This is a genomic window from Maribacter zhoushanensis (genome assembly GCF_029350975.1).
In the GTDB taxonomy this organism is placed as follows: domain Bacteria; phylum Bacteroidota; class Bacteroidia; order Flavobacteriales; family Flavobacteriaceae; genus Maribacter; species Maribacter zhoushanensis.
This window is the reverse complement of sequence record NZ_JARKMR010000002.1, coordinates 650,764-667,418: the sequence shown is the minus strand read 5'-3', so window position 1 is coordinate 667,418 and position 16,655 is coordinate 650,764. Positions and strand designations below refer to the sequence as shown.

At 33.2% G+C, this 16,655-nt stretch carries 12 protein-coding genes and 1 tRNA gene; 4 read left to right on the top strand and 9 right to left on the bottom strand.

Annotation, left to right across the window (positions count from 1 at the left end; all coding sequences use genetic code 11):
* Window positions 1–76 precede the first annotated feature (76 nt).
* The 5 genes from PXD56_RS09690 to PXD56_RS09670 are packed head-to-tail and all read right to left on the bottom strand — an operon-like array spanning window position 77 to window position 3,493.
* Window positions 77–655 carry a mechanosensitive ion channel domain-containing protein gene (locus PXD56_RS09690; RefSeq protein WP_276493134.1) on the bottom strand — a complete coding sequence of 193 codons (579 nt, stop codon included), beginning with the start codon at window positions 653–655 and terminating at the stop codon, window positions 77–79.
* Window position 656: 1 nt separating this feature from the next.
* On the bottom strand, window positions 657–1,604 hold the full coding sequence (locus PXD56_RS09685; RefSeq protein WP_338088449.1) for a septum formation inhibitor Maf: 948 nt from the start codon (window positions 1,602–1,604) through the stop codon (window positions 657–659).
* A gap of 22 nt (window positions 1,605–1,626) precedes the next feature.
* Window positions 1,627–2,214, bottom strand: a complete 588-nt coding sequence (locus tag PXD56_RS09680; protein WP_276493132.1) for a Maf family nucleotide pyrophosphatase — start codon at window positions 2,212–2,214, stop codon at window positions 1,627–1,629.
* 3 nt (window positions 2,215–2,217) lie between these two features.
* Entirely contained in the window at window positions 2,218–2,745 is a 528-nt protein-coding gene (locus PXD56_RS09675) for a KdsC family phosphatase (protein ID WP_276493131.1), read from the bottom strand.
* The gene (locus PXD56_RS09670; RefSeq protein WP_276493130.1) at window positions 2,729–3,493 is read right to left on the bottom strand and encodes a Rossmann-like and DUF2520 domain-containing protein; all 765 of its coding nucleotides are present in this window, start codon (window positions 3,491–3,493) and stop codon (window positions 2,729–2,731) included. The genes PXD56_RS09675 and PXD56_RS09670 overlap by 17 nt, the downstream gene beginning before the upstream one ends.
* Before the next feature lie 139 nt (window positions 3,494–3,632).
* Here PXD56_RS09670 and PXD56_RS09665 point away from each other — a divergent pair, with 139 nt between their 5' ends.
* On the top strand, window positions 3,633–6,812 hold the full coding sequence (locus PXD56_RS09665) for a cytochrome c biogenesis protein (RefSeq protein WP_276493129.1): 3,180 nt from the start codon (window positions 3,633–3,635) through the stop codon (window positions 6,810–6,812).
* Between the two features lie 75 nt (window positions 6,813–6,887).
* Here the strand turns inward: PXD56_RS09665 and PXD56_RS09660 are convergent, their stop codons facing one another.
* Window positions 6,888–8,159 (bottom strand): M14 family metallopeptidase, encoded by a 1,272-nt coding sequence (locus tag PXD56_RS09660; protein WP_276493128.1) that lies wholly within the window; start codon window positions 8,157–8,159, stop codon window positions 6,888–6,890.
* Between the two features lie 277 nt (window positions 8,160–8,436).
* Between PXD56_RS09660 and PXD56_RS09655 the strand changes: the two genes are divergently transcribed.
* Together PXD56_RS09655 and bshB1 are read left to right on the top strand one after the other, a co-directional pair.
* A complete protein-coding gene (locus tag PXD56_RS09655; protein WP_276493127.1) occupies window positions 8,437–9,588 on the top strand; it encodes a trans-sulfuration enzyme family protein in 1,152 nt (383 codons plus the stop codon).
* A gap of 25 nt (window positions 9,589–9,613) precedes the next feature.
* Entirely contained in the window at window positions 9,614–10,330 is a 717-nt protein-coding gene (bshB1, locus tag PXD56_RS09650) for a bacillithiol biosynthesis deacetylase BshB1 (protein ID WP_276493126.1), read from the top strand.
* Here bshB1 and PXD56_RS09645 read toward each other — a convergent pair.
* Both PXD56_RS09645 and PXD56_RS09640 read right to left on the bottom strand, forming a co-directional pair.
* Window positions 10,327–12,363, bottom strand: coding sequence for a tetratricopeptide repeat-containing sensor histidine kinase (locus tag PXD56_RS09645; RefSeq protein WP_420828445.1), 2,037 nt, complete (start codon window positions 12,361–12,363; stop codon window positions 10,327–10,329). The genes bshB1 and PXD56_RS09645 overlap by 4 nt on opposite strands.
* A gap of 273 nt (window positions 12,364–12,636) precedes the next feature.
* Window positions 12,637–14,685: a tetratricopeptide repeat-containing sensor histidine kinase gene (locus tag PXD56_RS09640; protein ID WP_276493124.1), complete on the bottom strand. Its 2,049-nt coding sequence runs from the start codon at window positions 14,683–14,685 to the stop codon at window positions 12,637–12,639.
* A 157-nt stretch (window positions 14,686–14,842) separates the two neighbouring features.
* On the opposite strand from PXD56_RS09640, the gene PXD56_RS09635 reads away from it, so the two are divergent.
* Window positions 14,843–14,918: transfer RNA gene (locus PXD56_RS09635), tRNA-His, on the top strand.
* Between the two features lie 132 nt (window positions 14,919–15,050).
* Here the strand turns inward: PXD56_RS09635 and PXD56_RS09630 are convergent.
* Window positions 15,051–16,601, bottom strand: a complete 1,551-nt coding sequence (locus PXD56_RS09630) for a M28 family peptidase (protein ID WP_276493123.1) — start codon at window positions 16,599–16,601, stop codon at window positions 15,051–15,053.
* Window positions 16,602–16,655 lie beyond the last annotated feature (54 nt).

Below are 16,655 nucleotides of genomic sequence, written 5' to 3'. Positions count from 1 at the left end.
TTGGTTTTGGTAGTAATTCCAAATATAATAAGATTAGGTACTAAGCATACTTGTTTTTACAACTTCTTTAACAAAATCATGTGGTTTGGTCTTCCTGTTCTTCAACACTTATAAACTCACCTTGTTGATAGGTAGATATTAGAATAACCCCTTTTTGAAGTAAAAGGTTATTAGGGTAGGTCAAAATTTCACCGTTACTTCTTCTTAAATGCAGGTGAAAGGCTCTAATATCCTCAATTACGAATTTGTCCAAATCTGTATTATTCGGGTCTAATAATTCTTTGTCCAGAATACGTATGGTATTGCCAATTTTGAATGGAAAAGAAAAGAAAATAATAACACCTGCGGTTATGTTACTTAAAATAGACCATTGTGCAAATAATGCCACGCCAATAACGGCAAATACAGAGGATAGCATTACCCCTAAATCTTGATAATTTACACTCCAAACCAATGTAAGTGCAACTATGGCAATTACGGACAGGGCAATATTAACAAACTTGATTATCAGGTTGGTTCTAACAGGATTGAAATCACTTATTTTACTAACCTTTCTTACAGCAGTAGTAAACAAAAATTTTAATACAAGAATAACAATTAAAGTAATGAGACTGTAGATAAGCTCATTATTATGTTCCGTAATAAATTCTTTCATATTATAACCCTAAACTATCGCGTAAAGATAAATCCTTATTAGATTTTTGTTGCCAATAGGGTGTTGTAATCCTGTTAATTCTTGTGGCTTTTGAAGTCAGTACTTTTTTATTGGCTCCATAACCATCATGGAAAGTGTCTGTCCAGCTTTCTATTAAATACGGAAATTTATCTTCAAAATTTATTTTTAATGTACGTTCTAATTCTGGGTAATTGATTTCATAGGTCTTTGTGCCATTTGCTTCAGATAATGAAGTAATAGCTTTGTAAGCCTTAAATTCTTTATGGGTTAATCGTATAAATTCTAAAGACGGAATCATTGAGATTTCACCTGTTGGTAAGTCAGAAGGGTCAATTCTTACTTTGTTCCATATTTCGTTTTCAAGAAGCGCTTTGTCCAAATGATACTGTTTGTCACCTTCAGATTCAAAATAAGAATGGCTCATGATTTCAAAATCATCTTTATTGTTCAACTGAGCATAAACGTGACCACACCATTCTTGAGATGAAAAAGATAATTTAAGAGCATGTTGATTATCATGTACAGGATAAAAACTGCTTGTCATTATAGAGTAGGGGTAAATACCTGTGATATAGTTTTTAGTAGAATTGAGTTTTAAAACAGGAATATTACTCTTGTTGCTATTATCAGCTTTTACTTGAGCATCTGGTAAAAAAGGTTCGGTAACATATATCATCACAGCTGTACCTTCTCTCATTTCACCATATCTAGCTTGTTCTAGTTTATATGAGGTGATTTCTGCTGTGCCATTGTACCAATAATCTTTAAACTCTTGCGAGAGCTGTTTTTTAGGAACTTCCTCATTTAAAGGAATTTTTGCCATGGCTAAAGTATTGCTATTAGTATTTGTTTGTTCTTTGCAGCTGGTCAAAAATATTGCTACTACGAAAATGCTGTAAACTGTCGTTTTTAACTTTAATAGTTTCATACTTGTCATGGGTTTTAATATACTATGTTACCAATTGAGATAAGGTTTTGTACACAAGTTGTGTTGGTAAGCCAACAACGTTGGTATACAAACCTTTAATTTCTTCTATTCCTATAAGTCCGATCCATTCTTGAATGCCGTATGCACCTGCTTTATCGTACGGTTGATATTCTTTTATATAATGACGAATTTCTTCTTCCGATAAATTTTTGAACTTAACTTCAGTAATTGAATGTTGTACAATCTGTCGTTCAGTTGTGGTGAAACATACAGATGAAATTACTTGATGCCAATCTCCCGATAGTTTTTTGAGCATTTCTTCAGCTTCTGAGCTATCTTCTGCCTTGGCTAAAGATTCATTGTTATGCCATACAACCGTATCAGATGTAATAAGAATATCGTTGGACTGTAGCTCGGGTAAAAATACTTCTGCCTTTAATTTTGCCAGGTAATCTGATATTTCAGCTCCTTTTAATTCAGGAGGATATATTTCATCAACAGATTTAATTCTTACTTCAAAGTCAAGCTCCATTTCCTTAAAGAACTGATGCCTTCTTGGAGAGCCAGATGCTAATATTAAATGGGAATCCTTTAATTTGTTCTTCAACATTTATTAATCGTTTGCGGCACTAAAGTGACTGGTCCAATCTCCACGTACTTTTAATACTTGTTCTATAACATCACGTACACAACCATTGCCTCCATTAATGTGAGAAATATACTGGCTTACACTTTTTACTTCGGCAACTGCGTTTTGTGGACATGTGGCTAAAGCTACTGCTTTCATTGGTGGAATATCTGGTATGTCATCGCCCATATACAATATGTTCTCTGGTTCAATATGATTAATACCTATATATTCCTCTAAGGCATCCATCTTATAGTGGGCTCCCATGTAAATATCGGTTACGCCAAGAGCTTTTAGCCTAATACGAACACCTTCATTAGTTCCTCCTGTAATAATACATACATTGTATCCTTTTTTTAGGGCAACTTTTAAGGCATAACCATCTTTAACACTCATTTTGCGTAACAACTCTCCTTCGCTGGTAACTAAAAGACTTCCGTCAGTAAAAACCCCATCAACATCAAAAATAAATGTGGTGATGTCTTTTAAATATTCTTTATAACTCTTTTCCATGTTTTTCTTTTATTGCGTTGCTTAAAAGGGTGTACAATTCCCTTTGATGTTTGTCTTTTATAATTTGTAAATGACTGTGTAATGTTTTTTGGTCTCCGCGTTTAGCAGGTCCCGTTTGTGCTTGTAAAGGTGTTAGCGTATTTAATTTTGCAGCTGTTTCATTTATTAACGGCTTTAATAAAGAGAAATCGATATTATGTTCCGCACAAATATCAGACCCAATGGTATACATATAATTAGTGAAATTATTAACGAATACCGCCGCTACATGTAATGTTTTTCGCTGTTCAGAATCTATTTCAACGACATTGTTACTAATGCATTTACCTAGTTTTGTTAATGTCTCTAAATCTTTTTTATCGGTTGCTTCTATGCATATAGGAATATCATCAAATGAAATAATTTTACCTTTTGTAAAGGTTTGCAATGGGTAAAATATGCCGACTTTTTTTACAGAATTTAAAGCTGTAAGTGGGGTTGCACCAGAAGTATGTACTAAGAGAGAATCTAAATCTTTAAAGTATTCCGCAACACTGCCAATAGCATCATCAGATATGGCAAGTATATACACATCTGAGGTAATTTCATGTTTAAAATCTGAACTTATGAGCGCTTTGTTCTGTACAAATGCTAAATGTTCTTTATTTCTGCCAATTACCTGTTTTACGGTTACATTTGCAGACTTTTGGAATGCATGAAACAGATTCTGGGCTACATTGCCGGTACCAACTATCACTACTGATATCATGCTAACAAAAGTACGAAGTTTATAGAAGTCTTGTTGTATTAAAATTAACACTTTCCGTGAAGTTTAAAAGAGGTAAAAGTCATCCGTAAATGATGAAAAGACCTTATTTTTGCATCTTGAAAATCAACTCCTTGCTTCCATGACGGAAATGTTCAAAAAAATATTCTTTTCTACTCGTTTAATGTCCATTTTATTTATCGTTTTCGCTACGGCAATGGCGTTCGGTACTTTTATAGAAAGCTGGTACAGCACAGAGACAGCAAGAATCTGGATCTATAATGCATGGTGGTTTGAAGTAATCATGGTGTTTTTTGTAATTAACTTTTTAGGGAACATTTCAAGATATCGCTTGTTAAGATTAGAGAAATGGCCAGTATTGGTATTGCATTTATCTTGGGTATTGATAATTATTGGTGCTTTTGTTACACGCTACATCAGTTTTGAAGGTATGATGCCCATACGTGAAGGAAAAACAGAAAATGTATTTTACTCTGATAAAACTTACTTGACTGTCTATGTAGACGGTGAAATTGAAGGAGAGGCTAGAAGAAAAGTACTAGAAGATGATTTAATTGTTACGCCTGAAGCTATAAAATCTAATTTACCATGGAAGGCTGATTTCAACGGGGAAGATTTTGAAATTTCTTACGTGGACTTTATTAAAGGTGCTAAACAAGGTTTGTTGCCAGATGCTAATGGTACCAAATTTTTAAAAATTGTTGAAGCTGGTAATGGTGAGCGTCATGATCACTATTTAGAAGATGGTAAGGTGGCTAGTATCCATAATGTATTGTTTGCTTTAAATAATAGGACTGAGGGCGCCATTAATATTTTTACGACAGATTCTATCTATCAGATATATTCGCCATTTGAAGGTGATTATATGCGTATGGCTGATCAAGTTCAAGGGAAGTTGGTAAAAGATAGCTTACAACCCTTGGTATTACGTTCCTTATATAATACTGCCGGAATGCAGTTTGTTTTGCCCGATTCTATTACACAAGGTTCATATGGTATTGTTGAAATACCTGAAGCCGAGAAATCTAAAGTAGATCAGGACGCCATAGTCTTTGATGTTACTGCTAACGGAGAAACAAAACAGATTAAATTGCTGGGTAATAAAGGACCTTCAGATTTTAGTGAAAAAGTTAATATTGGCGGACTTGGTTTTTCAATTAGATATGGTTCTAAGGTTCATGAATTACCATTTGGAATTAAGCTAAACGATTTTATTGCTGAAAAATATCCTGGAACGGAAAAAGGGTATTCATCATATATGAGTAGAGTAACTGTGGAAGATGAACGACCTTTTGACTATGATATTTTTATGAACCATGTTTTGGATCATCAAGGATATCGCTTTTTTCAATCTAGTTTTGATCCTGATGAAAAAGGAACTACGCTATCTGTAAACCATGATTTTTGGGGTACTTGGATTACCTATATAGGTTACTTTTTATTGTACATAGGGTTAATGGGAATTATGTTTTTCGGGAAAACCCGTTTTAAAGATTTAGCGGATTCTTTGGATAAGTTAAAAGTTAAAAAGAAAAAGATGTTTGGGGTTATAGCCGTTTTAATGGCATTCTCATTTTCTTCTTTTGCACAAGACCAGCATTCACCAGAAGAAGGACATCAAGAAGCACCTTCTAAAGCACAGATAGATTCTTTGCTAAAAGTTAGTATGGTCAGTAAAGAGCATGCAGATAAGTTTGGTAAGTTAGTGATACAGGATGAAGGTGGGCGTATGAAGCCAATTAATACATTTTCATCAGAACTGCTTCGTAAGTTAAGCTTAAAAGATTCTTATTTAGGATATACCTCTGATCAGATATTATTATCAATGATGATGAATCCTGCGGTTTGGTACAATACGGAGTTCATTGCTTTAGATAAAAAATCACAGAACGATAGTATTAGAAATGTAATAGGTATTCCGTCTGGTCAAGAATATGTGAAAGCTACAGATTTCTTTGATTCTAAAGGGCAGTACAAATTAGAGCCTTTTTTACGCGAGGCAACAGCTACTACAAATCCGAATAAATTTCAGCAAGATTTTAAAGATGCCAATATTAGATTGAGTCTTTTGAATCAAGCTTTAGGGCAAGATATTGTTAAGATATTTCCATTGTTGGACGATGAAAATAACAAATGGATATCTGCCGTAGAATATAGGGGAGGGCAGTATGAAATTAGAGATTCACTATATTCTAATTTTGTAAAGAATGCGATGCCTTATTACTTAATGACTTTGGGTAAAGCTCAACAAAGTGGTGATTATGCTTCTGCAGATAAATTGTTAGCGGCATTTCGCCAAAATCAGCTTAATCACGGTAGTGAAGTTTTACCGTCACAGCAGAAAGTAGATCTTGAGGTGATCTATAATAAATTGAACATTTTCAATAGGTTGTATCGTTTTTATGCGCTTGTTGGTTTGTTGATGTTCTTCACGTTAATATTCCAAATATTTAAAGATCGTTCTATTTGGCGCGTGGCAATTTATTTCTTCAAAGGAACCATAATGCTACTGTTTTTGTGGCATACAGCCGGTTTGGTCATGCGTTGGTATATTTCTGGGCATGCACCTTGGAGTAACGCCTATGAAAGTATTTTATATGTAGCTTGGGCAACTATGGGTATCGGTTGGGCATTGGGGCGTAAGAGTGATATGACATTTGCAGCATCAGCCTTTGTAACTTCTATGCTTTTATGGATAGCGCACCAAAGTTGGATAGACCCTTCTATTGCCAATCTACAACCTGTTTTAGATAGTTATTGGTTAATGATCCACGTTGCTGTTATAGTAGGTAGTTATGGTCCGTTAACCGTAGGTATGATTTTGGGTCTGGTTTCATTGATTTTAATGATTTTGACGACTGAGAAAAATAAAGAGCGAATGGCAATCAATATAAAAGAATTGACCATAATTAATGAATTGGCTTTAACCACGGGACTTGTGATGCTTACTATTGGTAACTTTTTAGGTGGGCAATGGGCAAATGAAAGTTGGGGTCGTTACTGGGGTTGGGATCCAAAAGAGACCTGGGCGTTAGTTTCTATTATGATATATGCTTTTGTAATTCACACACGATTAGTGCCAGGACTAAGAGGTAAATGGACATTCAATTTTATGAGTGTTGTTGCCTTTGGTAGTATTATGATGACTTATTTTGGGGTTAACTTTTACTTGGTAGGTCTGCATAGTTATGCAAGTGGAGCACAGGTAATTACGCCAACTTTTATATACTACTTAGTTGCTGGTGTACTAGTGCTGGGTGGAATTAGCTACTGGAGATATAAAGTTAATTATAGCAAATAGTATTAAATACAACATATTAAAAAGCCTCATGGATATTTCATGAGGCTTTTTCTATTTTAAACAATCTCTAGTTATTTAATTCTGATTGTCAAGTAAATCCATTAATTCTTCAGCAGCTACTTTACCTTTTTCTTTCAAGAAATCTCTAGGGGTGTTATCTCCTAATTCAAAAACAATGGCGGGCATGCCATGATTTACATAAAAGTAATTACGTGATACCATGGTTGGTTTTATATCTTTAGAAGGCTTTACATTGGTATGTTTTTGAGGTAGTCTTTCAGCAATATTATTAATCCAGTCAAAAACAATTTTGCCTTTTTTTCCTGTAATCGTGGTATCTATAGGGTAGTAGATGTCATCCCAGGTGGAATGGAAATCTGCTCCAAAAACAAATTCATATCCTTCAGACTCTTTTTTGATAAGAAAATCTCTGACGCTTCTTGTCTCTGGCTGATTGAAATCTTGCCAATCTCTGTTTAAATCTATTCCGCCCATGTTGTGTCGCCAATTGCCATTATCTACTCCATCAGGATTCATTAACGGCACTACGAACAAATCATAGTTGTCTCTAAATTTTTGGGCTTTTGGCGAGTCTCCGCTTAACGTTTCAATAAAAGACTTCATGGCTAAGAATCCGGTAACTTCTGGAGGATGTTGTCTAGAAATGACCATAACGGCTTTTTTATGTTCACCGTTGCTAACTTCCATCAAGTTCATAGCTCTTTTTTCTCTACTTTTTCCTATTTCATAGGTAGATATAAACGGTTTGGTAGATAAAGAATCAATCCAGTTTTTTACTCTAGTAGAACCATATAATTCTTGAGCAGTAATGTATGTAGGTTCTTCGCTACTATTTATTTTAATTTCTACGATTTCAGGTACCGCCTTTATTCCAAAATCTCCCGTTCCTTTATTTATTCCTGTAAAATTGGCGCTATCTAACGGTGTAAAATTTTGACCATCAGTACTGATTTTAGGATAATATCTACTTCTAGAATCTTGATAAGTCATTTTAATAGTGATGGTCTTAGGTGTTTTTGACCAAACTTTGAAAGCATACCACGGGCTCACGTTTACCGGAGTGTTTTCTGCTGTAATAAGTGCTGTATAATGATTGTTTCCGTCAGAGGTGATTCCGTTTAATCGACCGCTTTCAAAATCGTTGCTAAAGAATGTGGTTTCATTGTCAAAAGTCCAAATGCCCTTCCATTGTTTTTGAACAGGTTTGGATACTGTAGAAACAACGGCATTTTTACCCTGACCTTGATAGCCTTTAGCTACCGGCTTTTGATTTTTACAGGATATTATGGTGATGATAAGTAATACGGAGTAAAAAAGTTTTCTCATTTTATTAAATATTCTTGAAATAATGTTCTGTGGTTTGTTGAATAAATCTATCAACAAAAATTGGATTGCCTTTATATTTTGTGCTGAAATTTTAAAGTATTCAATATTTCTTAAAACTTGTATTCAATTTTTAAGGTAGTCATGAGATACTTTTTTTGAAAGGTTCGTACTAATATTAAGACATAGATAAAGTATCCAGAATTAAGGTATCTGTTAAGTTGAATAAGATTCATTTACATTCTAATTCCTTACCTTTATTTTCTATAATTAATTGCACATGAATTCGAATAAAAAAGGCTTGAACACCATATGTACCCACGTGGGTGAATTAGAAGATAAACAACATAGAGGAGCGGTATCTCCTTTGTACATGAGTACATCATATGCTTATGAGGATGTAGATGTAAAACGTTACCCAAGATACTTTAACACACCTAACCAAGAGGGTTTATGTAAAAAAGTTGCAGCTTTAGAGCATACGGAATCTGCTCTTATTTTTGGTAGTGGAATGGCAGCTGTAAGCACTGCTTTATTGGCATTTTTAAATGCCGGTGATCATGTTGTTCTGCAACAAACGCTGTATGGAGGAACATATAATTTAGTAAATGAAGAGTTTTCTAAATACGGAATTGAGTATTCATTTACCATCGGATGGCAGGCAGATGCTTTTGAGGCTCAAATTAAAGAGAATACAAAGGTTATTTATATAGAGACCCCGTCTAATCCTCTACTTACTATTACAGATTTAGAGGCTGTTGCCGCAATTGCTAAAAAGCACGGAATTATTACTTTAATTGATAATACGTTTGCCAGTCCTGTAAACCAGAACCCTGTAGATTTTGGAATAGATGTGGTTATACATAGTGCAACAAAGTATATGGGTGGCCACTCAGATATTTGTGCTGGTGCCGTGGCATCTACTACAGAGAATATGGAACGTATTTTTCATTTAGCTAAGAACTTTGGTGGTAGTCTAAGTGATTATACGGTATGGTTACTGGAAAGAAGCATGAAGACTATGGGTATTCGTGTTAGGGCACAAAATGAAAATGCAATGGCAATGGCGCATTTTCTTGATGGTTTAGCGGATATAGAAAAAGTATATTATCCAGGTTTACCAACGCACCCAGATCATGATATTGCCAAAAAGCAAATGAAAGGATTTGGCGGTATGTTATCTTTTGAGTTGAATGCAAATTTGAATTCATCTCAATTTCAGAAAGCTTTACAATTAATCAAACCTTCAATGAGTTTGGCAGGGGTAGAGAGCACTGTTCTTTCACCTACACAAACATCGCATGCTTTAATGAGCGCAGAAGTAAGGGCAGAGCAAGGTATTGCGGACGGATTAATTCGTTTCTCTGTAGGTATTGAAGAAGTGGAGGATTTAAAGCAAGATATTTTACAGGCTATAGCACAGATAAAATAGGAATACCCATAAGAATTAGTATAATATGAAGTTAGATATTTTAGTTTTTGGAGCACATCCTGATGATGCGGAACTTGGTGCAGGTGGTACCATTGCAAAAGAAATTGCTTTGGGTAAAAAAGTTGGTATAGTTGATTTGACTCGTGGCGAATTAGGAACAAGAGGTTCTGCAGAGATACGTGACAAAGAATCAGCTGCGGCTGGAAAGCTTTTAGGGGTATGGGTACGTGAAAATTTGAGATTTAGAGATGGATTTTTTATAAATGACGAGTCGCACCAATTAGAGATTATCAAAATGATTCGCAAATACAGACCTAATACGGTTTTGTGTAATGCAATTGATGATAGGCATATAGATCATGGTAAAGGAAGTAAGCTTGTTAGTGATGCCTGTTTTTTAAGTGGATTAAGACGTATTGAAACTAAAATAGGAGAGGAGAGTCAACAAGAATGGAGACCAAAATTGGTGTATCATTATATTCAATGGAAAAATATAACTCCAGATTTTGTTGTTGATATTAGCAGTTATATAGACGCCAAAACAGATGCTATTTTGGCATATAGCTCTCAATTTCATGATCCTAATAGTAATGAACCGGAAACGCCGATAAGTAGTAAGACTTTTATTGAAAGTGTACATTACAGGGCAAAAGATTTAGGTAGACTGGTGGGTGTTGACTATGCCGAAGGTTTTACTGTAGAAAGAATGGTAGCTGTAGACTCTCTTGATCACTTAATTTAAGCGGATTCTTTATATCTATTTTGTATACGCGGTATGGTAAAGTAAAAGCTTGATCCTTTACCTATGGCACTGTGTACCCATATTTTGCCATTATTTTTCTCTACCATTTCTTTACATAAAGAAAGTCCTAGGCCAGTTCCTTTTTCATTATTGGTACCGTATGTAGTATGGTTAGAGTCCTTTTCAAATAATTTGTTAATAATATCTTCGCTCATACCCATACCATTATCCTTCACGTATATCTCGCAAGTTTTAATCTTTTGTATGGCGCCAATAACTATTTGCCCATTGTTTGGTGTAAATTTTAAAGCGTTGCTTAATAAGTTTCTAATAATAATATCTATTTGGTTGGGATCTGACCAGATTTGACAGTTTGGCTCAACTCTATTAATTAAAGAAATTGATTTAGCTTCGGCAATTTCAGATAGTAGTGCCATATTCTCCTCTACGATAGAATCTAAATTAGTAACTGCATGCTTGGTAATAGATCCATTCATTTGTGTTTGCCCCCATGACAGTAAATTATTTAGGGTGAAAGATATAGTGTCAATATCAACTTTCAACTTAGGAACAAAATTCAGGAATTCGTCCTTAGTCATTTCACCTTCTTTAAATAATTTTAAGAGACCTTGAAAAGCTCCTATTGGCCCTCTTAAATCATGACCGATGATAGAGAATAATTTGTTTTTAGTCTGATTTAATTCATTTAAATACGCCTGCTTTTCTTCTAAATCATTCTTTTTACTTCTTAACTGTTGATTTAGCTTTTTCTGTTCTTGTTCATTTCTATGAATTAAAAATGTAATGATGGCGAAAATGAAAAGGATAACTATAAATACATAAATGTATATTTTTTGTTTTGCCAATTCTTTCTCGTTTTCAAGAATAAGTTGCTGCTTCTGCTGATCATATGCAACTCTAGTTTTAAGCATGTTCAATGCTTTTTCATTATTAGCTGCTGAAAGAGATTCATAGGTAACTTGATAAAGTTCATGATACCATAATGATTTTTCAAAGTCTTTCTTCTTTTTGTAAATTTTTGATAGGTTGTGAGAACTTGTTTTAATACCTGACCTAATGCCAATTTTTTTAGAAAGATTAAATGCATCCATAGCATATACTTCTGCTATACTGTCCTTTTTCAAATTAAGGTAAGCTTCTGTCATCCCATTTAAAAGCTCTATTTTGCCTCTGTCATCTTCAATTTCTTGATGTAAAAGTTCGCTTTGTTTGTACCAATATACAGCCCAATTGTATTTATTTTTTTTAAGATATATTTTGCCTTTTATCTCATAACAATAAGCTAACCACTCTAATATTTTTTCTTTTTCAAACGTAGCAATACTAATATTAACATTATACATTGCATAATTTAATTCATTCAATTCTGCATACGTAGATGCTATATTGCTTAAAGTTTCTGCTAAATAAACTGGGTTACCTATTTCTTCATGAATACTTTTAGACTTTTGTAGAAAAACCATTGCCTGCTCGTAATCTTTTTGTTCGCTATACAAATGGGCAATATTGTCATTTACTATTGACATGGAATTTTTGTAATCATATTTTTCTGCAACCTCTATAGTATATAAATACCATTTTAATGCATTTGAGTAATCACCTTTATATCCATACTCTTTAGCTAAATCATTAGATGATCTAACTTTTAAAAAGCTTCTATTATGCTTATCAGCTAGATTGTATGCTGTTGTAAAATTTTTGATTGCTTTATTTACTTTGCCTTTGTCAGAATAATATCCACCATAGGTATGGTAGGAATTAATTTCACCATTAATATAATTGGCTTTTTTACTAAGTTCAAGAGCTTCTTTACTTAAAACAATTACACTGTCTAAATTATGATAACGATACTCTCTTGCTATATCTAAAAGATTATTTATATACAATGTATCTAATGAACTAAAATTTTTAGAACTTTTAATTTCGTTCAATTGTTCTAGAAGCGATTCTCTTTTAGAATTTTGTGCAGAGACTGATTGTTTACCAATCGTAAATATTAAACACACAACCATACAACGTTTCAGTAGGTTGTTTAATAAAAATGGTTTGTGGTTTTTAGAATTCATTTACATCACTCAATTGTGTGATGCTAAAATTACTTTAGAAAGAGGGGAGAAGGTAATAAATGTTGTGAAATGCTAATTATTGTGTGTTTCAACGTTCTAGATATGTAGTTCATCGATGATTTAGTTTTTTGTAGAAAAAATATGAATCAATTGAATTTGAGATATTTCAAAATTTATTAAAGGTATTTATGTGAATATCAAGGGAAAATAACCTTAATCTTAAGCGCTATCCGCTGGTAGTTCAATAATGAATTGACTTCCTTTATTAGGTTGACTTTTAACCATTATATCTCCATTATTTTTAATGACCATTGCTCTAACCAGTCTTAAACCTAATCCAGTTCCTTTTTCTGAATTGGTTCCGTAATTACTAAAATTTTCTGTGTTGCTGAATAGTTTTGATACATCTGCCTCTGTCATACCAACACCAGTATCTGAAACTTGAATAACTAAATTTTTATTTTTTATTTCGGTTGAAATAGAAATCATTCCTTTGTTAGGCGTGAATTTAATAGCATTATTGATTAGATTTCTGAATATGATATTAAATTGCTGTAAATCGGCAAAAACCTTGTGATTTATAGCAACTTGATTATTAATTACAATTGACTTTTTCTTAATTTCATTTCTATATAATTGTAGGATAGTATCTAATTCATATTTAACCGAAATACTTTTTATGTTAATGGTGTTGCCTTGCATTTGTGTTTTACCCCAATGCAAAAGATTATCCATAGTAAATTGTACCTGATCTAAATCTTCTTTTAATTGAGGGGCAAATTTTTCAAAGTACTCTTTTCCTTCAGCGTCTTCTAGGTAAAGTGTTAATATTTCATTTAATGATATTATCGGTCCTCTCAGATCATGACCAACAATAGAAAATAGACGATCTTGATTATCATTAATTTGGGTAAGTTTAAGTTGGTTCTTATTTAATATTTCAGCTTGGTTAGCTAGTTTTTTATTTAGTACCTTTTCTCGGTTATTAGCTCTTAATATTACAAATACAATAACCATTAAGGCAAAAAGTCCAGCTAAAGACCATTTTACATACTTTCGTTGTTCATTTAATGCTAGTTCGTTTTCTGCTTTTAAATCTTCTTTTTCCTTTTCAAAATTTAATTTTGCATTAAGCATCATTAAATTTCTTCTGTTTTTTTTCTTAAAATTGTCATTAGAAAGTTTTTCCGTTAATTCAAGATATTTTAAAGATTGAGCTACATTACCATTAATTTTGTTTACTTTGTACAGTGTTCTGTATGCTTTTTCAAGCCCTTTATCATAATCGGAAGATGCGTATAGTTTTGCACTTTCATTTATTATTTTCTCAGCTTTTACTAAATTATCTAACCCTAAATAAGATTTTGCTAAACCGTATTTAATATCTGCTTTTGCTTTTACATCATTGAACCCTTCATGAATATTTAAAGCCTTTTGATAATTTACTAAAGCATTTTCAAAATCATTTAACGCCAAATAATACAAACCAAAAGTAGAATAGGTCCATGCTAACCATGTAGTTTGATTATTTTTTTCAAAAAGTGCTAATGTTTCATCCAATTCAATCTTTGCTTGTTCTAAATTTCCTAATTCAATATTTAAGAATGCCATATTACTCAGCATCATAATCTCTTTAGTTGGGTCATTTAATTTTTTAACGTGCTTAAAAGCTACAGCATAGTATTTTAAAGCCTCATCACTGTCCTCTAGGCGACTAAAAATAGTGCCTAAATTCATGTTCATTCTGAATAAGTGAAATTGGTCACTGTTCTTTTCTGCAATGGCAAGAGTATGCAGGAAATGTGTATAGGTTGACGGATAGTCATTTTTAAAATAGTATCCTTGACCCAGAACATTATATATTTTCATTTCTGTTTTTGGAAAATTGCTTAGCTCAGGATTTTTTACGGTTTCTAAAGAGAAGTCAATAGATTTATCGGTTTGACCAGTATATAGGTATAATGTTGCAAGATTAGCCAATGCTTCAAGTTCGCCTTGTACGTAATTATTTTTCTTACTCAGTTCAAGTGCTCGTTCTGTATTGATTAACATGGAGTCTTGCTCTATTAATCTTTGATAATAAGAGAGTTGGTTTAAGTTATCAATATACTTCAAGTCATTTTCAGAAAAATTAGGACTTTTAGCTAATTTTGAAATTTTTTCATGATAAAACTCTATACTATCTTTTTGGGCTACAGCACTAGAAATGCTAAAACAAATTAAAGCGAAGAGAAAAATAATATGCTTATAATTTGATATAGAATACATTAAGTTGCAGGTGTAATATAAGTAGGTTGTGATATTTAAAACATCAAGTTAAAAATAATTTTGACAATCTTCTCTTAAAATAAATTATTTCTTCAAAATTCAATTTAATATTTGTCAGAACTGTATAAAAAAATTATCTTTGCACTCGCTTACAAATGGTGGTTGTAGCTCAGCTGGTTAGAGCATCGGTTTGTGGTACCGAGGGTCGCCGGTTCGAACCCGGTCTTCCACCCTAAAGCAAATAAAAAGTCTTGGATTTATTTCCAGGACTTTTTTGTTTTAAAAAATTCTTTGTTAGATATTAAGTATATAAAAGAAGCCTAATAGTAAACTATTAGGCTTCTTAAATTTATAAAGTAGTTAAGTTAGTCTACTTTTAATTTTTGGTCTCTATTCGCAATTTCCCAAGCGGTATAGAAAACTAATCTACTTCTGTTTTCTAAAAGGTCATAGTTTATTTTATCTGGCGTATCACTTGGTTTGTGATAATCATCATGGGTGCCGTTAAAATAAAATATAATAGGAATATTGTTTTTGGCAAAGTTGTAGTGATCACTTCTGTAATAGAAACGGTTAGGGTCGTTCTCGTCGTTGTATGTATAGTCAAGTTCTATATTCATGAACTTTTTATTTACTTCTTCAGACAGGTTGTGAAGCTCAATACTTAACTTGTCCGAACCTATTAAATAGATATAATTACGATCTCCTTCACGTTCAGGATCTATTCTACCGATCATGTCAATATTTAAATTGGCTACAGTATTTCCAAGTGGAACAATAGGGTCAACGTCAGTGTAATATTGCGAACCTAATAATCCTTTCTCTTCACCTGTAACATGCAAAAATAGAATAGACCTTTTAGGACCCATACCTGCATCTGCTGCTTTCTTAAATGCCTCTGCTATTTCTAAAAGGGCAACTGTACCGGATCCATCATCATCAGCGCCGTTGTTGATTTCTCCGTCACCTGTAATACCAATGTGATCAAGGTGAGATGAAATTACCAAATATTCATCTGGTTTTTCAGAACCTTTGATCATTGCGGCAACATTTTCTGATCCAATTTTATCATTAGAGCTTTCAAAGCTCAATTCTACTTTTTTAGAAAGTACTTTGGTTTCACTATCGGTTTCTATGTTTGAAAGTAAACTTTTAGCTAGCTCATGGTCAATGAATAGGCTATAGAATTCTGGTGCGCTGTTATCAACAACTTCCATTCTGCCACTGTTATTTTGCTTCATAGATTCAAATCTTCGTTTAAATCTGCTAAAATTATCTGTATCATAATACAATACCCCAATTGCACCCTTGTCAACTGCAATTTGTATTCTCTTTGTTATTGATTCTGACATATTGCTCCAAATAGAAGCTTCAGTAGTTCCGGAAATAGTATAATTACCGTCTGCTTTCTTTGGCTCGCCAGATTTTAATAAAACAATTTTTCCTGCTACATCTATATCATTATAACTAGAGTAGTTGGTGTCTTCAATACCGTAACCAACATAAACTATTTCATCTGTTGTGGTATTTGCAGCGGTAAAAGTTAAAACGTGTTCACCAATTGGAAAATCGGTACCGTTTACGCTTAGTTTTCCTTTTGGAAGTTTACTAATTTCTAACGGTACTTCTTGAAAATAGTTTCCGTCCGTTTTAGCAGCAGGAATACCTAATTTTTCATATTCAGCTTTTATATATGCAATTGCTTTTTTCTGACCAGGTTGACCGGTTTCTCTACCTTCAAACTCATCTGATGCATAAATGTACAAATGGTCTTTTAATTCTGTTTCTGTGATAGATTCTGCAAACGTAATTTCTGATGCTGCCGTTGATGCTTCAGAAGCGACATCTTTAACGGTTTTTTGAGAAGAATTACAAGAAATGGCCGTAGCGACCAGTAGGAATAGTGTTTTTTTCATTTTATAGTAATCAAATTTTTTCAAAAATAATCAAATCTTAGCTAGTATGAATAG